The sequence below is a fragment of the Streptantibioticus rubrisoli genome, from assembly GCF_024436055.1.
GTDB classification, from domain to species: Bacteria; Actinomycetota; Actinomycetes; order Streptomycetales; family Streptomycetaceae; genus Streptantibioticus_A; species Streptantibioticus_A rubrisoli.
The window spans coordinates 13,979-32,613 of record NZ_JANFNH010000041.1 but is presented as its reverse complement, the minus strand read 5'-3'; the positions used below and the strand labels follow the sequence as shown (position 1 = coordinate 32,613).

The 18,635-nt window shown below is 69.8% G+C and carries 18 protein-coding genes; all 18 read left to right on the top strand.

All coding sequences use genetic code 11. The annotated features are described in order from the left end of the window. Positions 1 to 315: 315 nt before the first annotated feature. A complete protein-coding gene (gene rho, locus NON19_RS25995; protein WP_255931503.1) occupies positions 316 to 2,274 on the top strand; it encodes a transcription termination factor Rho in 1,959 nt (652 codons plus the stop codon). A gap of 225 nt (positions 2,275 to 2,499) precedes the next feature. Beyond that, positions 2,500 to 3,594 (top strand): LCP family protein, encoded by a 1,095-nt coding sequence (locus tag NON19_RS25990; protein WP_255931502.1) that lies wholly within the window; start codon positions 2,500 to 2,502, stop codon positions 3,592 to 3,594. A gap of 193 nt (positions 3,595 to 3,787) precedes the next feature. Further along, on the top strand, positions 3,788 to 4,012 hold the full coding sequence (rpmE, locus tag NON19_RS25985; RefSeq protein ID WP_255931501.1) for a 50S ribosomal protein L31: 225 nt from the start codon (positions 3,788 to 3,790) through the stop codon (positions 4,010 to 4,012). A 102-nt stretch (positions 4,013 to 4,114) separates the two neighbouring features. Then, complete coding sequence (prfA, locus tag NON19_RS25980; protein WP_255931500.1) at positions 4,115 to 5,185, top strand: peptide chain release factor 1; 1,071 nt, start codon at positions 4,115 to 4,117, stop codon at positions 5,183 to 5,185. A gap of 39 nt (positions 5,186 to 5,224) precedes the next feature. After that, a complete protein-coding gene (prmC, locus tag NON19_RS25975) occupies positions 5,225 to 6,070 on the top strand; it encodes a peptide chain release factor N(5)-glutamine methyltransferase (protein ID WP_255931499.1) in 846 nt (281 codons plus the stop codon). A gap of 165 nt (positions 6,071 to 6,235) precedes the next feature. After that, positions 6,236 to 6,883, top strand: a complete 648-nt coding sequence (locus NON19_RS25970; RefSeq protein ID WP_255931498.1) for an L-threonylcarbamoyladenylate synthase — start codon at positions 6,236 to 6,238, stop codon at positions 6,881 to 6,883. 43 nt (positions 6,884 to 6,926) lie between these two features. After that, positions 6,927 to 7,568 (top strand): arsenate reductase/protein-tyrosine-phosphatase family protein, encoded by a 642-nt coding sequence (locus NON19_RS25965; protein WP_255931535.1) that lies wholly within the window; start codon positions 6,927 to 6,929, stop codon positions 7,566 to 7,568. A gap of 140 nt (positions 7,569 to 7,708) precedes the next feature. After that, positions 7,709 to 9,004, top strand: coding sequence for a serine hydroxymethyltransferase (glyA, locus tag NON19_RS25960; RefSeq protein WP_303654342.1), 1,296 nt, complete (start codon positions 7,709 to 7,711; stop codon positions 9,002 to 9,004). A 117-nt stretch (positions 9,005 to 9,121) separates the two neighbouring features. Then, the gene (locus tag NON19_RS25955; RefSeq protein ID WP_255931497.1) at positions 9,122 to 10,480 is read left to right on the top strand and encodes an MraY family glycosyltransferase; all 1,359 of its coding nucleotides are present in this window, start codon (positions 9,122 to 9,124) and stop codon (positions 10,478 to 10,480) included. A gap of 270 nt (positions 10,481 to 10,750) precedes the next feature. Further along, positions 10,751 to 11,161 (top strand): Cg1360 family ATP-synthase-associated protein, encoded by a 411-nt coding sequence (locus NON19_RS25950; RefSeq protein WP_255931496.1) that lies wholly within the window; start codon positions 10,751 to 10,753, stop codon positions 11,159 to 11,161. A gap of 294 nt (positions 11,162 to 11,455) precedes the next feature. After that, complete coding sequence (gene atpB, locus NON19_RS25945; protein WP_255931533.1) at positions 11,456 to 12,247, top strand: F0F1 ATP synthase subunit A; 792 nt, start codon at positions 11,456 to 11,458, stop codon at positions 12,245 to 12,247. Positions 12,248 to 12,335: 88 nt separating this feature from the next. Further along, positions 12,336 to 12,596 (top strand): ATP synthase F0 subunit C, encoded by a 261-nt coding sequence (gene atpE / locus NON19_RS25940; protein ID WP_255931532.1) that lies wholly within the window; start codon positions 12,336 to 12,338, stop codon positions 12,594 to 12,596. Between the two features lie 41 nt (positions 12,597 to 12,637). Then, positions 12,638 to 13,177: a F0F1 ATP synthase subunit B gene (locus NON19_RS25935; protein ID WP_255931495.1), complete on the top strand. Its 540-nt coding sequence runs from the start codon at positions 12,638 to 12,640 to the stop codon at positions 13,175 to 13,177. Then, positions 13,174 to 13,989 carry a F0F1 ATP synthase subunit delta gene (locus tag NON19_RS25930; protein ID WP_255931494.1) on the top strand — a complete coding sequence of 272 codons (816 nt, stop codon included), beginning with the start codon at positions 13,174 to 13,176 and terminating at the stop codon, positions 13,987 to 13,989. Before NON19_RS25935 ends, NON19_RS25930 begins: the two co-directional genes overlap by 4 nt. A gap of 114 nt (positions 13,990 to 14,103) precedes the next feature. Then, a complete protein-coding gene (gene atpA, locus NON19_RS25925; protein WP_255931493.1) occupies positions 14,104 to 15,675 on the top strand; it encodes a F0F1 ATP synthase subunit alpha in 1,572 nt (523 codons plus the stop codon). 2 nt (positions 15,676 to 15,677) lie between these two features. Beyond that, positions 15,678 to 16,607: a F0F1 ATP synthase subunit gamma gene (locus NON19_RS25920; RefSeq protein ID WP_255931492.1), complete on the top strand. Its 930-nt coding sequence runs from the start codon at positions 15,678 to 15,680 to the stop codon at positions 16,605 to 16,607. 2 nt (positions 16,608 to 16,609) lie between these two features. Continuing rightward, entirely contained in the window at positions 16,610 to 18,052 is a 1,443-nt protein-coding gene (gene atpD, locus NON19_RS25915; RefSeq protein ID WP_255931491.1) for a F0F1 ATP synthase subunit beta, read from the top strand. Positions 18,053 to 18,167: 115 nt separating this feature from the next. After that, a complete protein-coding gene (locus NON19_RS25910) occupies positions 18,168 to 18,542 on the top strand; it encodes a F0F1 ATP synthase subunit epsilon (RefSeq protein WP_255931531.1) in 375 nt (124 codons plus the stop codon). Positions 18,543 to 18,635: the final 93 nt, after the last annotated feature.

Genomic DNA, 18,635 nt, shown 5'->3' with positions numbered 1-18,635 from the left:
TGCACACGTATGGTGCCGCGGTGCTGTGTGTCCCGTATCGGGGATTTCCGTCGCGGGATCGCCATTCTTCCGGGAGCCTCCCACACTGCCTGAGCAGCCTGCCTTTGCAGTGCCGAGCACGCTCCGGAGTTAGGTGCGAAGGACCGGCCACCTCCGTGTGACCTCATCGCACCGAACCACCACGCAGTTATTTCGCCCGCCATCAGGCGGACCACCGCCCCGGATCCGGGCACCGCAACGAAAGCCCGGAATCCGGACAGCACAACCGGTCGCCGAGCCGATCAGGCCGACGCCCGCTCCAGGGAAGGACCCTTCGTGAGCGACACCACCGATCTGATGCGCGCAGACAGCGCTGCCGCCGCATCCGATGCCGCCGCGCCTGCCAGCGGTACTGCCACCAGGCGTCGCCGGTCTGGCACCGGCCTTGAGGGCATGGTCCTCGCTGAGCTCCAGCAGGTGGCCTCGGCACTCGGAATCAAGGGCACCGCGCGCATGCGCAAGGGCCAGTTGATCGAGGTCATCAAGGAGCGGCAGGCGGGCGGTGGCTCGACCACCGCCGCGCCCGCCGCCGAGAAGCCCAAGCGCCGCGCCACCTCGCGGGCGCGCACCGGCGAGGCCGCCGCCGAGCCGAAGGCCGCCGCGTCCGCCGAGGGCCAGCAGCAGATCGACATCCCGGGTCAGCCGGCCGGTGAGAAGCCCGCCGCCGAGCGCCGTGGCCGCCGTACCGCGGCCGAGAAGGCCGTCGCTGAGAAGGCCGAGCCGAAGGCCGCCGAGCAGCCCGCCGCCACCGCCACCGCCACCGTCGAGCCCAAGGCTCCGGCGCCCGCCGAGCAGGGCAAGGGCGAGGCCGCCGAGCAGGGCCAGGGCGACCGCCAGGACCGCCGGGACCGCCAGAAGGGCGACCGCCAGGAGCGCGGCGAGCGGGGCGACCGCGAGGGCCGCCGGGACCGCCAGCGCGACCGCCGCCGTGGTGAGGAGGGTGCCGCCCAGGGCGAGCGCCAGGACCGTCAGGACCGCCAGGGCCAGGGCGACGACGACTTCGAGGGCGGCCGCCGTGGCCGCCGGGGCCGGTACCGCGACCGCCGCGGCCGCCGGGGCCGGGAGGACTTCGCGGGCGAGCCGCAGCTGGCTGAGGACGACGTGCTGATCCCGGTCGCGGGCATCCTCGACATCCTGGACAACTACGCGTTCATCCGCACCTCCGGCTACCTGCCGGGCCCGAACGACGTGTACGTCTCGCTGGCCCAGGTCCGCAAGAACGGCCTGCGCAAGGGCGATCACGTCACCGGTGCGGTGCGGCAGCCGAAGGACGGCGAGCGGCGGGAGAAGTTCAACGCCCTCGTCCGGCTCGACTCGGTGAACGGCATGGCGCCCGAAACCGGCCGTGGGCGGCCGGAGTTCGGCAAGCTCACCCCGCTGTACCCGCAGGAGCGGCTGCGGTTGGAGAACGAGCCGAACCAGCTGACCCCGCGAATCATCGACCTGGTCGCGCCGATCGGCAAGGGCCAGCGCGGTCTGATCGTGGCCCCGCCGAAGACCGGTAAGACCATGGTCATGCAGGCGATCGCCAACGCGATCACCCACAACAACCCCGAGTGCCACCTGATGGTCGTCCTGGTCGACGAGCGTCCGGAAGAGGTCACCGACATGCAGCGGTCGGTCAAGGGCGAGGTCATCTCCTCGACCTTCGACCGCCCGGCCGAGGACCACACCACGGTCGCGGAGCTGGCCATCGAGCGCGCCAAGCGCCTGGTGGAGCTGGGTCACGACGTGGTCGTGCTGCTGGACTCGATCACCCGTCTGGGCCGCGCCTACAACCTGGCGGCGCCAGCCTCCGGCCGCATCCTGTCCGGTGGTGTGGACTCCACCGCGCTCTACCCGCCGAAGAAGTTCTTCGGTGCCGCGCGCAACATCGAGGACGGCGGTTCGCTGACCATCCTGGCCACCGCGCTGGTCGAGACCGGCTCGCGGATGGACGAGGTGATCTTCGAGGAGTTCAAGGGCACCGGCAACATGGAGCTGCGGCTGGACCGCAAGCTCTCCGACAAGCGGATCTTCCCGGCGGTGGACGTGGACGCGTCCAGCACCCGCAAGGAGGAGATCCTGCTGGCGTCGGAGGAGCTCAGCATCGTCTGGAAGCTGCGCCGGGTGCTGCACGCGCTGGACTCGCAGCAGGCGATCGAGCTGCTGCTGGACAAGATGAAGCAGACCAAGTCCAACGCCGAGTTCCTGATGCAGATCGCCAAGACGACGCCGGGCAACGGCGGCGAGTAGCAGGCGAGTTGTCGGAGAAGGGCCGCCCCCGTCACTTCGGTGACGGGGGCGGCCCTTCTTCTGTCCTCGCTGTGTACCGGTGCATTGGCGGCATACGAGACGTTCGCCACGTCCCGGACTGGAACTGGTGTGGAGCGAGCAGACGTCTGACACACCGGAATGGACCGTTCCGACGGCATTTCCCGCGGGCGATTGGGGGTACCCGGAGGAAGAAGCGAGGACAGCATGGGCGACAACGACCAGTCGACGACCGGCCGCATACCGCGCGGCCCGGGCCGCCGCCGCAAACCGCGCCGCAAGGCGGTGTGGATCACCGCCTGGACGCTCGCCGGAGCCGTCGCGCTCAGCGGCGTGGGGTTCGGGTACGCCTACTTCAGGCTGAACGGCAACATCACCGGCGTCGACATCAACGCCCAGCTGGGCAAGGACCGCCCGAAGAACATCGACAACGGCTCGATGGACCTCCTCGTCCTCGGCTCCGACTCGCGGGCCGGAAAGAACGGCGAGTACGGCCGCGATGAGGGCGGCGCCCGGTCCGACACCGCGATGATCGTCCACCTGTACAAGGGCCACCGCAAGGCCACGGTGGTGAGCATTCCGCGGGACACCCTCGTCAACCGCCCGGCCTGCACCAAGCCCGACGGCACCACGGTGCCCGCCTCGCGCGGCATGTTCAACGACGCCTACTCGGTGGGCGGCCCGGCCTGCGCGGTCAAGACGGTCGAGTCCATGACCGGGATCCGGATGGACCACTACGTCGAGGTCGACTTCACCGGCTTCAAGAACCTGATCAACGCGATGGGCGGGGTGCCGGTCACCACCACCAAGCCGATCAACGACAACGACAGCCACCTCGACCTGCCCGCCGGTACCCACACCCTGGGCGGCGAGCAGGCGCTGGCCCTGGTGCGCACCCGGCACGGCGTCGGGGACGGTAGCGACCTGGGCCGCATCCAGTTGCAGCAGGCGTTCGTCAAGGCGCTGCTGGGCCAGGCGCACAGCGTGGGGCTGCTGACCAACCCGGCCAAGCTGTACGACGTCGCGGACACCGCGACCAAGGCCCTCACCACCGATTCCGAGCTGGCGTCGGTCAACGCGCTGGTGGGCTTCGCGTCGGGCCTGAAGGACATCAGGTCCGGCGATCTGGACATGGTGACCATGCCGGTCCAGTACGACCAGGCCGACCCGAACCGGGTGGTTCCGATGGACGCCAAGGCGCAGCAGGTCTGGGCCGCGCTCCGGGCGGACCGGCCGGTCCCGGCCAGCGCGGTGCGGGGTTCCGCCGGGGACGAGGCCCTGGCGCGCGGCTGGGTCAGATGACGGCGGCCCGAACCCAACGCGACCGGGCCGGGAAAGCGGGCACCGGGGCCGCGGCCAGCCCGGGGAATAACGGGACCTCGCTCCCCGGTTTTGGGAGTACGGGCCAGTGCTGGCAGACTGGTACGTCGGCCCCGGTTCACGTCCCGCAATCCCGCGGTACGACCCGGTGCCCTCCCGAACCTAGGAGAATCCCTTGAAGCGCGAGATCCACCCGGAGTACGTCGAGACCCAGGTCAGCTGCACCTGTGGCGCGTCGTTCACCACCCGTAGCACCGTCGCCGGCGGCACCATCCGCGCCGACGTGTGCTCCGAGTGCCACCCCTTCTACACCGGCAAGCAGAAGATCCTCGACACCGGCGGTCGCGTCGCCCGCTTCGAGGCCCGCTTCGGCAAGAACGCCGGTTCCGCCAAGAAGTAGCGGGTCCGTACGCCGGTCCTCGGTCGCCCCTTGCCAGGGGCGGCCGGACCGGCTTTTTTGGCGTCCTACCCCCCAATCCCGTACGTACCAAGGGAACCGAAGATGTTCGAGGCGGTCGAGGAACTGATCGGCGAGCACGCCGACCTCGAGAAGCGGCTTGCCGACCCGGCGGTCCACGCCGACCAGGCCGAGGCACGCAAGCTCAACAAGCGATACGCCGAGCTGACCCCCATCGTCAGCACGTACCGGGAGTGGAAGCAGGCGGGCGACGACATCGAGACCGCCCGCGAACTCGGCCAGGACGACCCGGAGTTCGCCGCGGAGGTCAAGCACCTGGAGCACCACCGCGAGCAGCTCACCGACCGGCTGCGGCTGCTGCTGGTGCCGCGCGACCCCAGCGACGACAAGGACGTGATCCTTGAGGTCAAGGCGGGCGAGGGCGGCGAGGAGTCCGCGCTGTTCGCCGGAGACCTGCTGCGGATGTACCTGCGGTACGCCGAGCGGGTCGGCTGGAAGACCGAGATCCTCGACTCCAACGAGTCCGACCTCGGCGGCTACAAGGACGTACAGGTAGCGGTCAAGGCCAGGGGCAACGCCGAACCCGGGCAGGGCGTCTGGGCCCGGCTGAAGTACGAGGGCGGGGTGCACCGGGTGCAGCGGGTGCCCGCCACCGAGTCCCAGGGCCGGATCCACACCTCGGCCGCGGGCGTGCTGGTCACCCCGGAGGCCGAGGAGGTCGAGGTGGAGATCAACGCCAACGACCTGCGCATCGACGTCTACCGCTCGTCGGGACCCGGCGGCCAGTCGGTGAACACCACCGACTCCGCGGTGCGCATCACCCACCTGCCCACCGGCATCGTGGTCTCCTGCCAGAACGAGAAGAGCCAGCTGCAGAACAAGGAGCAGGCGATGCGCATCCTGCGCTCGCGGCTGCTGGCCGCCGCCCAGGAGGAGGCCGAGCGGGAGGCCTCGGACGCGCGCCGCAGCCAGGTGCGCACCGTGGACCGCTCCGAGCGCATCCGGACGTACAACTTCCCCGAGAACCGGATCTCGGACCACCGGGTGGGCTTCAAGGCGTACAACTTGGACCAGGTACTCGACGGGGACCTCGACGCCGTCATCCAGGCGTGCGTCGACGCGGACGCCGCGGCGAAGCTGGCCGCGGCACAGTAAGCCCGCCCCAGGCGGCTCACCGAGAAGGACGGATCGCGCGTGAACCTGCTGCTCGCGGAGGTGGCCCAGGCCACCCAGCGGTTGGCCGATGCCGGTGTGCCCTCGCCCCGCTTCGACGCGGAGGAACTGGCCGCGTACGTGCACGGGGTCAAGCGCGGTGAGCTGCACAACGTCGCCGACGCCGACTTCGACGCCCGGTACTGGGAGGCGGTCGCCCGGCGGGAGAACCGCGAGCCGCTCCAGCACATCACCGGCCGCGCCTTCTTCCGGTACCTGGAACTCCAGGTCGGGCCAGGGGTGTTCGTGCCCCGGCCGGAGACCGAGTCGGTGGTCGGCTGGGCGATAGACGCGGTACGGGCGATGGATGTCGCCGAGCCGCTCATCGTGGACCTGTGCACCGGCTCCGGCGCCATCGCGCTGGCGCTGGCCCAGGAGGTGCCGCGGTCCCGGGTGCACGCCGTCGAGCTGGACGAGGGCGCGCTGTACTGGACGCGCAAGAACGTCGAGGGCTCCCGGGTGACGCTGCACCAGGGGGACGCGCTGACCGCGCTGCCGGAGATGAACGGCCAGTTCGACCTGGTGATCAGCAACCCGCCGTACATCCCGCTGACCGAGTGGGAGCACGTGGCGCCCGAGGCCAGGGACCACGATCCGCAGCTTGCGCTGTTCTCCGGCGAGGACGGTCTGGACACCATCCGCGGCCTGGAGCGCGCCGCGCACCGGCTGCTGCGGCCCGGCGGTGTCGTGGTGGTGGAACACGCCGACACCCAGGGCCACCAGGTCCCGTGGATCTTCAACGAGGAGACCGGCTGGGCCGACGCGGCCGACCACCGCGACCTGAACAACCGCCCGCGCTTCACCACGGCCCGTAAGGCGGCGCCATGATGATGCTGGGTTCCCTCGCGTTCGGCCGGGGGTCCGGGGGTTGTCCCCCGGTAGATCGCGGTACCACGGCCCGTCAGGCGACGCCATGATGGTGCCGGGTCTCCCCGATGCCGTGAACCCGCTTCGCCCGTACAACCCCCAGGCCCATCAGATGGAGGACAGCTAATGGCTCGGCGTTATGACTGCTCCGACGCGTCCGACCGCGCCACCGGGCTGCGCGAGGCCGCCTCGGCGGTGCGCCGTGGCGAGCTCGTGGTGCTGCCCACCGACACCGTGTACGGCATCGGCGCGGACGCCTTCAACGGCGAGGCGGTCGGCGATCTGCTGCAGGCCAAGGGCCGGGGCCGCAACATGCCCTCACCGGTGCTGGTCGGCTCCCCGAACACGCTGCACGGCCTGGTCACCGACTTCTCCGAGCAGGCGTGGGAACTGGTGGACGCCTTCTGGCCGGGCGCGTTGACCCTGGTGGCCCGTCACCAGCCGTCGCTGCAGTGGGACTTGGGCGACACCCGCGGCACCGTCGCCATCCGGATGCCGCTGCACCCGGTCGCCATCGAACTGCTCACCGAGACCGGGCCGATGGCCGTCTCCAGCGCCAACCTGACCGGCCAGCCGTCCCCGCAGACCTGCGACGCCGCCCAGAACATGCTCGGCGACTCGGTCTCCGTCTACCTCGACGGCGGCCCGACCCCGGACAACGTGCCGTCCTCCATCGTGGACGTCACCGGCAAGGTCCCGGTGCTGCTGCGGGCCGGTGCGCTCAGCGCCGCGCAGCTGCGCGAGGTCGTACCGGAGCTGGAGGAAGCGCAGTGAGCGGTACCACCGGCTGTTTCCGCGGCGGGGCGGACCCATGGTGCTGACCAGCCCTGAGGAGCGGGGCATAACGGGCGGCAGCAACACGGAGGACCGTTTCCGCGTGCTGTATGTGTGCACCGGAAGCGTCTGCAGGTCGCCGATGGCCGAGCGGCTGACCCGGCTGGAGCTCGACCGCAGGCTGGGCGACGGAGCGTCGCAGATCGCCGTGCGCAGCGCGGGCACCTGGGGCCATGTCGGCGCGCCCATGGAGGCGCACGCCGCGACCGTGCTGACCGAGTACGGCGCGGACCCGGACGGCTTCCGCGGCCGGGAACTCATCGACGACCACGTCATCGAGGCCGACCTGGTGCTCACCGCCACCCGTGACCACCGCGCCCAGGTGGTGTCGATGGGGCACGCGGCGGGCCTGCGCACCTTCACGCTCAAGGAGTTCACCCGGCTGGTGCGGGCGATAGACCCGGCGACGCTGCCGGACGGCTGCGTGATCGACCGTGCCCGTGCGCTGGTCCGCGCGGCGGCGGCGCTGCGCGGCTGGCTGCAGGCGCCCAACGCGGAGGACGACGAGGTCTACGACCCGTACGGGGCGCCGGTCACCGTCTTCCGGCACATCGGCGCGGAGATCCACTCCGCGCTCGATCCCGTGGTGACGGCGCTGACGGGCGTACCGTCCCCGGTGAGCTGAGGGTTTCGTCTGGGGGCCGCGCCCCCCAGACCCCCTTTCGGCGGCCGCGCCCCGCAACGCCCGGCTGCCAACGGGCCCGCGGACCCAAAAGGAACCGTCGCCGGGGCGCGCCGTTGTGACAGCGCGCCTATCGTGGGTTTATGGCGGTTGCCGGAACCCCTCCCAAGACGGACGCCACAACGGCGCCGCACGCCGCCGCGCACGCCGCCGACTTCGACGTGCTGCGCCGCCAGGACCCGCAGATGGCGGGCGTGCTGCTCGCCGAGTACGAGCGGCAGACCGCCGGGCTCCAACTGATCGCCGCCGAGAACTTCGCCTCTCCCGCCGTCCTGGCGGCGCTCGGCTCCCCGTTCGCCAACAAGTACGCCGAGGGCTACCCGGGCCACCGGCACCACGGCGGCTGCGAGCTGGTGGACCTGGCCGAGCGGCTGGCCGTCGAACGGGCCTGTGCGCTGTTCGGCTGCGCCCACGCGAACGTGCAGCCCTATTCGGGCTCCTCGGCCGTCCTGGCGGTCTACGCGGCCCTTCTGGTGCCCGGCGACGCCGTGCTGGCCATGTCGCTGGCGCACGGCGGCCACCTCACGCACGGCAGCCCGGCGAACTTCTCCGGCCGGTGGTTCGACTTCACCGGGTACGGGGTGGACCCGGCCACCGGTCTGATCGACTACGCCCGGCTGCGCGCCCTGGCCCGTGCCCGCCGCCCCAAGGCGATCGTGGCGGGCTCCACCTCGTACCCCCGGCACATCGACTACGCCGCGTTCCGGGAGATCGCCGACGAGGTGGACGCCTACCTGATCGTGGACGCCGCGCACACCCTGGGCCTGGTGGCGGGCGGTGCCGCGCCCAGCCCGGTGCCGTACGCCGACGTGGTGTGCGCCACCACGCACAAGACGCTGCGCGGCCCGCGCGGCGGCCTCATCCTGTGCGGCCCGGAGCTGGCCGACCGGGTCGACCGCGCGGTCTTCCCGTTCACCCAGGGCGGCCCGCAGATGCACACCGTGGCGGCCACCGCGGTGGCCCTCGGCGAGGCCGCCACGCCCGCGTTCGCGGCGTACGCGCACCAGGTCGTCGCCAACGCCCAGGTGCTCGCGGCCGCGCTCGGCGCCCAGGAGCTGACCCCGCAGACCGGCGGCACCGACACCCACCTGATCGCCGCCGACGTCTCGGCGCTCGGCCTGACCGGGCTGGAGGCCCGCGGGCGGTGCGCCGCCGCCCGGATCTCGCTGGACAAGTGCGCGCTGCCGACCGATCCGGCCCCGGCCGGTTCGGTCACCGGGATCCGGCTGGGCACGGCGGCGGTGACCACGCAGGGCATGCGGGAGCCGGAGATGGAGCGGATCGCGAAACTGCTGGGGCGGGCGCTGCGCGGAGAGGAAGGAGTCGCGGGGGAGGTCGCCGAGCTGGCCGCCGCCTTTCCGCCGTACACCCGGTTGTGATGCGGCAGCCGATCACCACTGTGAACAGTGTGAAGACGCGGTGGAACCGTTCGGGGTTCCTGTGTGTCCTCATCTTTGTTCACGCTCCCGGCTCGGAGGCGAATAAGGTGTGACGCTGTGCGCGAATACCTGCTGACACTGTGCGTCGCAGCGGCGGTCACGTATCTGCTGACCGGCCCGGTGCGGAAATTCGCCATCGCCGCGGGCGCGATGCCGGAGATCCGGGCACGTGACGTGCACCGGGAGCCCACCCCGCGGCTCGGGGGCATCGCGCTGTTCGGCGGGCTGTGCGCGGGGCTGCTGGTGGCCTCGGCGCTGCCCAACCTGGGCGATGTGTTCAACCTCTCCAACGAGCCGCGCGCGCTGCTGTCGGGCGCCGGGCTGATCTGGCTGCTCGGCGTGCTGGACGACAAGTGGGGCGTGGACGCGCTGATCAAGCTCGGCGGCCAGATGATCGCCGCGGGCGTGATGGTCATGCAGGGACTGACGATCCTCTACCTGCCGGTGCCCGGCATCGGCCCGGTCGCGCTCAGCCCGACGCAGTCCACCCTGCTGACGGTGGCGCTGGTGGTCATCACCATCAACGCCGTCAACTTCGTCGACGGGCTCGACGGTCTGGCCGCGGGCATGGTGGGCATCGCGGCCATCGCGTTCTTCATGTACGCCTACCGGCTGTGGTTCGGGTACGGGGTGGAGAACGCCGCTCCGGCGACCCTGTTCAGCGCCATCCTCGTCGGCATCTGCATGGGCTTCCTGCCGCACAACATCCACCCGGCGCGGATCTTCATGGGCGACTCGGGATCCATGCTGATCGGCCTGGTGATGGCCGCCTCCGCGATCTCGATCACCGGCCAGGTGGACCCGGACGTGATCACCAGCAACGCGGGTTCGGTGCGCGAGGCGGTGCACCAGATGGTGCCGGTGTACATCCCGTTGCTGCTGCCGCTGACGCTGATCGCCATTCCGGCCGCCGACCTGGTGCTGGCGATCGTGCGGCGCACCTGGAACGGCCAGTCGCCGTTCGCCGCCGACCGCGGCCATCTGCACCACCGGCTGCTGGAGATCGGGCACTCGCACAGCCGGGCGGTGCTGATCATGTACTTCTGGTCGGCGCTGATCGCCTTCGGCACGGTGGCGTTCTCGGTGCCCGAGTCCAGCCTGTGGACCGTGCTGGTGGTGGTGGCGCTCAGCGCGGTCGGGCTGATCGTGCTGCTGCTGCCGCGGTTCAAGCCGCGGGCGCCGCGTTGGGCGGAGTCCTTCGTTCCGCCGCGCTACCGCAGCAGTCGGCGGCAGGCCGCGCGGGCGGCGAAGGCGGCCCGGGCTCCCGAGGCCGCGATGGTGGCCGAGGCCGACTCGGCGCTCGCCGCGACGACCGCCGCGGAGCAGCCGCTGCCCCATGCCGGGCTGAACGGCTCGACGGCGATCGGCGACCGCTCGCGGCTGCCGGACCGGCGCCGGGTCAGCAGCGCGCGCTGATTTCCACCCGACAGAACGACCCGTTTCCTCGCATAGCAGGCACTGGGACGACTGTCAGCCGGTCGCGCTCATCTGTCACCCCTAGGTGTGATTGTGAGCACACGATGTAGGTAAAGACCTCATCAAATAGTTTGTGATACCGTTCACGAAACACGGGACGACAGCCGAAAGACCCCGCCGAGACGGTCTTCCGGCCGGAAGAATGCCTTCCGCCCGGTTGTACGATCGCCCCGAACTTCCGCCCCCGACTCCAGCTTCGGAGCCGCCCCCATGCAGTCCAACGACGCCCGGATCCTGCGGAGCGCCGCGATTCCCACGTTCGCCGTGGGAGTCATCGCGGTCGTCCTCAGCACCGTCCTCGCCGGAGGCAAAGGTGCGATCGGTTCCGTGATCGGAGTCGCCGTGGCCGGGCTGTTCTTCGGCCTCGCCGTGGTCGGCCTGAACAAGGCGGCGGAGAAGTTCCCCGAGATGTTCATGGCCGCCGGGCTGGTGATGTACATGACCCAGCTGCTGGCCATGGCCGTCCTGATCGCCGTCTTCCAGCGCGTCAGCTTCCTCAGCCCCCGGGCGTTCGCCTTCACCGTGATCGCCGCGACTGTGGTCTGGCTCATCGGGCAGACCCGTGGGCACCTGAAGGCGAAGACCTTCTACGTACAGCCCGTGGTGGAGCGCAAGCCGTGATCATGGTGAGCCGCTTCCGTACGGTGATCCCCCGTTCTTATCTGTTCCTCACGTCCTGCTATGGTCCGTGCCAGCACGCGGACGTGCGGATCCGGGCTGCGTCGCGCCACCACCCGGTGCGACGGCCCCCGCTGCCGCTGACCGCCGGTCCTCTTGGCCCGCTGCGGTCCCACCCCCTGATCAGTGAGACCAGTCCAGTGCCGCACCGTGGCCACGCGTCACGCCGACACACCGAGGTTGCCGTAACCATGCGTCAAGCCGCCGAAGGAGCCCGTGGTGAGTGCTGACCCCCAGATGCTCGCCTTCGAGACCAACTGCCACATCTTCAGCGGTTGCGGCTTCCCGTCTCCCGGCCTGAACTCCTTCATCTTCAAGCCCCTGTTCACGGTCGGCGGCTTCCACTTCAACAAGCCGATGCTGCTCGCCGTGCTCAGCACGATCGTCGTGGTCGGCTTCTTCTGGGCCGCGTTCGCCAAGCCGAAGGTGCTGCCGGGCAAGCTCCAGATGGTCGGCGAGGCCGGCTACGACTTCGTGCGGCGCGGTGTGGTCCACGAGACGATGGGCCGAAAGGAGGGGGAGAAGTTCGTTCCCCTCATGGTCTCGCTCTTCTTCTTCATCTGGATCATGAACCTGTGGGCGATCATCCCGATCGCCCAGTTCCCGGTCACGTCGATCATCGCCTTCCCGGCCGGTCTCGCCGCGATCGTCTGGCTGACCTGGGTGACGCTGACCTTCAAGCGGCACGGCTTCGTCGGCGCGGTGAAGAGCTTCTGCGGCTACCAGAAGGGCCTCGGTGCCGTCGCCTTCCTGGTGTTCCCGCTGGAGTTCCTCTCCAACCTGATCATCCGGCCGTTCACCCACACCGTCCGACTCTTCGCGAACATGTTCGCCGGCCACCTGCTGCTGCTGATCTTCACGGTCGGCGCCTGGTACACGCTGAACGGCATCGGGATCGCGTACTCCGCCGTCGCGTTCGTGATGGTCGTGGTGCTGACCCTCTTCGAGCTGTTCATCCAGGCACTGCAGGCCTACGTGTTCGTCGTCCTCGCCTCGGACTACGTCCGCGGCGCGATCGCCGGCCACTGACGGACGCCGCGTCCGACAAGACCTCCGACCCGCCCTCGGTGGCCCGCCCACCGGCTGTGACAAGACACTAAGGAAGAAAAACGACATGATGCACGAGCTCGTCACTCTTGCCGCCGCTGCTACCCCCAAGACGCACGTCTACGGCTCCGTCGCCTCCATCGGCTACGGTCTCGCCGCCATCGGCCCGGGCGTGGGCATCGGCATCATCTTCGGTAACGGTGTCCAGGCCATGGCCCGTCAGCCCGAGGCGACCGGCCTCATCCGCCAGAACATGATCCTGGGCTTCGCGCTCTGTGAGGCGCTCGCCCTCATCGGCATCGTCATGCCGTTCGTGTTCGGCCAGAACTGACCGAGCCGATCGACAGCCCTTAACCGACGAAAGGTCCCGATGTGACTCTCCTTCAGATTGCTGCGGAGGCGGAGAATCCGCTCGTTCCGCCGCTGCCGGAGCTGGTCATCGGCCTGGTCGCCTTCTTCATCGTCTTCGGCTTCCTCGGCAAGGTGCTGCTGCCGCGCATCAACAAGGTGCTGGAGCAGCGGCACGAGGCCATCGAAGGCGGCATGGAGAAGGCCGAGGCCGCCCAGGCCGAGGCCGAAGCGACGCTGGAGCAGTACCGCCAGCAGCTCGCCGAGGCTCGCCACGAGGCCAACCGCCTGCGCCAGGAGGCACAGGAGCAGGGTGCCGCGCTCATCGCCGAGATGCGCAGCGAAGGCCAGCGCCAGCGCGAGGAGATCATCGCCGCGGGCCACGCCCAGATCGAGGCCGACCGCAAGCAGGCCGCCCTCGCACTGCGCCAGGACGTGGGCAAGCTCGCCACCGAACTGGCCGCCAAGCTGGTCGGCGAGTCGCTCGAAGAGCACGCCCGGCAGAGCCGTGTCATCGACCGCTTCCTTGACGAGCTTGAGGAGAAGGCCGAGGCCACGCGATGAATGGAGCGAGCCGCGAGGCACTGGCCGCCGCACGCGAGCGGCTCGACGCGCTGACGGACAACACCTCCGTCGACGCGGCGCAGCTCGCCGAGGAACTGGCTGCCGTAACGGCACTGCTCGACCGAGAGGTGTCGCTGCGCCGACTCCTCACCGACCCCGCACAGGGCGGCGAGGAGAAGGCGGAACTGGTCCGGCGACTGCTGGCCGGGCAGGTCGGCGGCGAGGCCGTCGACCTGGTCGCGGGCATGGTCCGGTCGCGCTGGTCGGCGTCGCGCGACCTGGTCGACGCGGTCGAGAACCTTTCGGACACCGCGGAGCTCATCGGCGCCCAGCGCTCCGGTGCGCTGGACGACGTGGAGGACGAGCTGTTCCGCACCGCGCGGATCGTCGGTTCGTCCACCGAGCTGCGCGCCGCACTGACCGACGGCGCGACCAGCGGCTCGGCCAAGGCGGAGTTGATCACCACGCTGCTGGGCGGCCGGGCGCACGACGTCACCGTCCGTCTGGTCGCGCGTCTTGTGGCACTTCCGCGGGGCCGTAGCCTGGAAGCAGGGCTCGACGCCCTCTCCAAGCTGGCAGCGGAGCGTCGCGGTCGGCTGGTCGCGGTGGTCACGTCGGCGGTGCCGCTGTCCGACCAGCAAAAGCAGCGTCTCGGTGCGGCGCTGGCCAAGCTGTACGGCCGCCAGGTGCACCTGAACCTGGACGTGGACCCCGAGGTCCTCGGCGGGATCAGCGTGCGGGTCGGCGACGAGGTCATCGACGGCACGGTCGCCAGCCGCCTCGAAGAGGCGACCCGGCGGCTGACCGGCTGACCAGCCACCGATGGGGGGCTGGCGACAGCCCCCGAAGAACACGCTTAGCACTGAAGCGGCCCGAGTTGGGCCGTAAAGATACTTAGGGCCCAACAAGGAGAGCAGGGAACCCAGATGGCGGAGCTCACGATCCGGCCGGAGGAGATCCGGAGCGCGCTGGAGGACTTCGTCCAGGCGTACAAGCCGGACGCGGCCTCGCGCGAGGAGGTCGGTACGGTCAGCGATGCCGGTGACGGCATCGCGCACGTCGAGGGCCTGCCCTCGGCCATGGCGAACGAGCTGCTGAAGTTCGAGGACGGCACCCTCGGCCTCGCCCTCAACCTCGAGGAGCGGGAGATCGGTGCCGTCATCCTCGGTGAGTTCAGCGGCATCGAGCAGGGGCAGACCGTTCGCCGCACCGGCGAGGTGCTGTCCGTACCGGTGGGCGAGGGCTACCTCGGCCGCGTTGTCGACCCCCTGGGCAACCCGATCGACGGCCTCGGCGAGATCGAGACGGACGGCCGCCGCGCCCTCGAACTGCAGGCCCCCACGGTCATGCAGCGCAAGTCGGTGCACGAGCCGATGCAGACCGGTCTGAAGGCCGTCGACGCGATGACCCCGATCGGCCGCGGTCAGCGTCAGCTGATCATCGGCGACCGGCAGACCGGCAAGACCGCGCTCGCCGTCGACACGATCATCAACCAGCGCGACAACTGGCGCTCCGGCGACCCGAACAAGCAGGTCCGCTGCATCTACGTCGCCATCGGCCAGAAGGGCTCCACCATCGCGTCCGTGCGCGGCGCGCTGGAGGAGGCGGGCTGCCTGGAGTTCACCACCATCGTCGCCGCCCCGGCGTCCGACCCGGCGGGCTTCAAGTACCTTGCGCCGTACACCGGTTCGGCCATCGGCCAGCACTGGATGTACCAGGGCAAGCACGTCCTGATCGTCTTCGACGACCTGTCCAAGCAGGCCGACGCCTACCGCGCGGTCTCCCTGCTGCTGCGCCGCCCGCCGGGCCGTGAGGCCTACCCGGGTGACGTCTTCTACCTGCACTCGCGGCTGCTGGAGCGCTGCGCCAAGCTCTCCGACGACATGGGCGCGGGTTCCATGACGGGCCTGCCGATCGTGGAGACCAAGGCCAACGACGTGTCGGCGTTCATCCCGACCAACGTCATCTCCATCACCGACGGCCAGTGCTTCCTGGAGTCCGACCTGTTCAACGCGGGCCAGCGCCCGGCGCTGAACGTGGGTATCTCGGTCTCCCGTGTCGGTGGCTCCGCGCAGCACAAGGCGATGCGCCAGGTCTCCGGCCGCCTGCGGGTCGACCTCGCCCAGTACCGCGAGCTGGAGGCGTTCGCCGCCTTCGGTTCCGACCTGGACGCGGCCTCCAAGGCGTCGCTGGAGCGCGGCAAGCGCATGGTCGAGCTGCTCAAGCAGGGCCAGTACGCGCCGTACGCGGTCGAGGAGCAGGTCGTCTCCATCTGGGCCGGCACCAACGGCAAGCTGGACGACGTGCCCGTCGAGGACATCCGCCGCTTCGAGCGTGAGCTGCTGGACTGGATGGAGCGCGAGAAGAAGGAGCTGCTCAACAGCATCCGCGAGGGCGGCAAGATGTCCGACGCGACCATCGAGGCGATCTCCGAGGCGGTCGACACCTTCAAGAAGCAGTTCGAGACCTCGGACGGCAAGCTGCTGGGTGAGGGCTGAGCATGGGCGCTCAACTTCGGGTCTACAAGCGCCGCATCCGCTCCGTCTCCGCAACCAAGAAGATCACCAAGGCGATGGAGATGATCGCCGCTGCCCGCATCGTCAAGGCGCAGCGCGCGGTGGCGGCCTCCACCCCCTACTCCTCCGCGCTGACCCGCGCGGTGGCGGCGGTGGCCACCGGCTCCAACGACAAGCACCCGCTGACCACCGAGAAGAAGAACCCGGCGCGCGCCGCGGTGCTGCTCATCACGAGTGACCGCGGTCTGGCCGGCGGGTACTCCGCCAACGCCATCAAGGCGGCCGAGCGGCTCACGGAGCGGCTGCGCTCCGAGGGCAAGGAGGTCGTGTCGTACGTCGTGGGCCGCAAGGGTGTGGCGTACTACAACTTCCGCGGTACCGCCATCGCGGACTCGTGGACCGGCTTCACCGACAGCCCGACGTACGCGGACGCCAAGCGGGTCGCCGACCCGCTGATCGAGTCCGTGGTCGCGGGCTCGGAGGAGGGCGGCGTCGACGAACTGCACATCGTCTACACGGAGTTCGTGTCGATGATGACGCAGTCGCCGGTGGGCGACCGGCTGCTGCCGCTCAGCCTGGAGAAGACCGCGGAAGCGGTCGAGGAGGCTGAGGCGCACGACGGCAAGCCCATGCCGCTGTACGAGTTCGAGCCGTCGGCGGAGGGCGTGCTGGACGCGCTGCTGCCGCGGTACGTCGAGAGCCGGGTCTACAACGCCCTGCTGCAGGCGGCTGCCTCCGAGCACGCCGCCCGCCGCCGGGCGATGAAGTCGGCGACCGACAACGCCGAGGAACTCATCAAGTCGCTCACGCGGCTTGCCAACGCGGCCCGCCAGGCCGATATCACCCAGGAAATCAGCGAGATCGTCGGTGGCGCGAGTGCCCTGGCCGACGCGACCGCGGGGAGTGACCGCTAATCATGACCACCACTGTTGAGACGACTGCGGCGACCGGCCGGGTCGCCCGGGTCATCGGCCCCGTCGTCGACGTGGAGTTCCCCGTCGACGCGATGCCGGAGATCTACAACGCGCTGCACGTCGAGGTCGCCGACCCGGCCAACGCCGGGCAGAAGCGCACGCTGACCCTGGAGGTCGCCCAGCACCTGGGTGACGGCCTGGTCCGCGCGATCTCGATGCAGCCCACCGACGGCCTGGTCCGCCAGGCCGAGGTGATCGACACCGGCGCGGGCATCTCGGTGCCGGTCGGCGATGTCACCAAGGGCCGGGTGTTCAACACCCTCGGCGAGATCCTGAACGAGCCGGAGGCGGCCTCCGAGGTCACCGAGCGCTGGTCGATCCACCGCAAGGCCCCGGCCTTCGACCAGCTCGAGTCGAAGACCGAGATGTTCGAGACCGGTCTGAAGGTCGTCGACCTGCTGACCCCGTACGTCAAGGGCGGCAAGATCGGTCTGTTCGGTGGTGCCGGTGTCGGCAAGACCGTTCTGATCCAGGAAATGATCATGCGTGTGGCGAAGCTGCACGAAGGTGTTTCCGTCTTCGCCGGCGTCGGTGAGCGCACCCGTGAGGGCAACGACCTCATCCAGGAAATGGAGGAGTCGGGCGTTCTGGACAAGACCGCGCTGGTCTTCGGTCAGATGGACGAGCCCCCGGGTACCCGTCTGCGGGTCGCGCTGGCCGGTCTGACCATGGCGGAGTACTTCCGCGATGTGCAGAAGCAGGACGTGCTGTTCTTCATCGACAACATCTTCCGCTTCACCCAGGCCGGTTCCGAGGTCTCCACCCTGCTCGGCCGCATGCCGTCCGCGGTGGGCTACCAGCCGAACCTCGCGGACGAGATGGGCATCCTGCAGGAGCGCATCACCTCGACCCGCGGCCACTCGATCACCTCGATGCAGGCGATCTACGTCCCGGCGGACGACCTGACCGACCCGGCCCCGGCGACCACCTTCGCGCACCTCGACGCGACCACGGTGCTCTCCCGGCCGATCTCGGAGAAGGGCATCTACCCGGCGGTGGACCCGCTGGACTCCACGTCCCGCATCCTGGACCCGCGCTACATCGCGCAGGACCACTACGACTGCGCGATGCGCGTCAAGAGCATCCTGCAGAAGTACAAGGACCTCCAGGACATCATCGCGATCCTCGGTATCGACGAACTGAGCGAGGAGGACAAGCTCACCGTCCACCGCGCCCGCCGCATCGAGCGGTTCCTGTCCCAGAACACCCACGCGGCGAAGCAGTTCACCGGCGTGGACGGTTCGGACGTCTCGCTGGATGAGTCGATCGCCGCGTTCACCGCGATCGCCGACGGTGAGTTCGACCACTTCCCGGAGCAGGCGTTCTTCATGTGCGGTGGTCTTGAGGACCTGAAGAAGAACGCGAAGGATCTGGGCGTCTCCTGACGCCTGACGCTTCGCACGTGTGATGGGGGGCGGGCTGGTCCCGCCCCCCGTCTCGCACCCCGTTATCCTGTGACCCAACACCTGCCGGCAGCGGTGGGTGGAGACCCGAGGAGCCATCTTGGCCGAGCTGCACGTCGAGCTGGTCGCCGCCGACCGCAAGGTCTGGACCGGTGAGGCCACCATCGTCGTCGCGCGCACGGTGTCGGGCGACGTAGGCATCATGCCGGGCCACCAGCCGCTGCTCAGTGTGTTGGAGTTCGGTCCGGTGACCATCCGCACCGCCGACGGCCCGGTCGTCGCGCTGGTGCACGGTGGGTTCATCTCGTTCGCGGACAACAAGCTCTCGATTCTCGCGGAGATCGCCGAGCTCGCGGAGGAGATCGACGTCGAGCGCGCCGAGCGTGAGCTTGAGGTCGCCAAGGCGGACGCGGACGCGCAGGCTGAACTCAAGGCCGCGGCGCGACTGCGTGTCGCCACCGGCACGTACTGAAACGCGAGCTGGGCCGCGGACCGCCGAACCGGGGGTCCGCGGCCCCGCCGCAGTAGGAACAGTCTGTAAAGGTGTCCGGGCACCCCGGACCTG

Coding starts and splice junctions, on each gene's coding strand:
- NON19_RS25920 (WP_255931492.1), top strand. CDS start 15,678: ATGGGCGCTCAACTTCGGGTCTACAAGCGCCGCATCCGCTCCGTCTCC.
- NON19_RS25950 (WP_255931496.1), top strand. CDS start 10,751: ATGCAGTCCAACGACGCCCGGATCCTGCGGAGCGCCGCGATTCCCACG.
- atpE (WP_255931532.1), top strand. CDS start 12,336: ATGCACGAGCTCGTCACTCTTGCCGCCGCTGCTACCCCCAAGACGCAC.
- atpB (WP_255931533.1), top strand. CDS start 11,456: ATGCTCGCCTTCGAGACCAACTGCCACATCTTCAGCGGTTGCGGCTTC.
- prfA (WP_255931500.1), top strand. CDS start 4,115: ATGTTCGAGGCGGTCGAGGAACTGATCGGCGAGCACGCCGACCTCGAG.
- NON19_RS25990 (WP_255931502.1), top strand. CDS start 2,500: ATGGGCGACAACGACCAGTCGACGACCGGCCGCATACCGCGCGGCCCG.
- atpD (WP_255931491.1), top strand. CDS start 16,610: ATGACCACCACTGTTGAGACGACTGCGGCGACCGGCCGGGTCGCCCGG.
- NON19_RS25930 (WP_255931494.1), top strand. CDS start 13,174: ATGAATGGAGCGAGCCGCGAGGCACTGGCCGCCGCACGCGAGCGGCTC.
- NON19_RS25970 (WP_255931498.1), top strand. CDS start 6,236: ATGGCTCGGCGTTATGACTGCTCCGACGCGTCCGACCGCGCCACCGGG.
- glyA (WP_303654342.1), top strand. CDS start 7,709: ATGGCGGTTGCCGGAACCCCTCCCAAGACGGACGCCACAACGGCGCCG.
- atpA (WP_255931493.1), top strand. CDS start 14,104: ATGGCGGAGCTCACGATCCGGCCGGAGGAGATCCGGAGCGCGCTGGAG.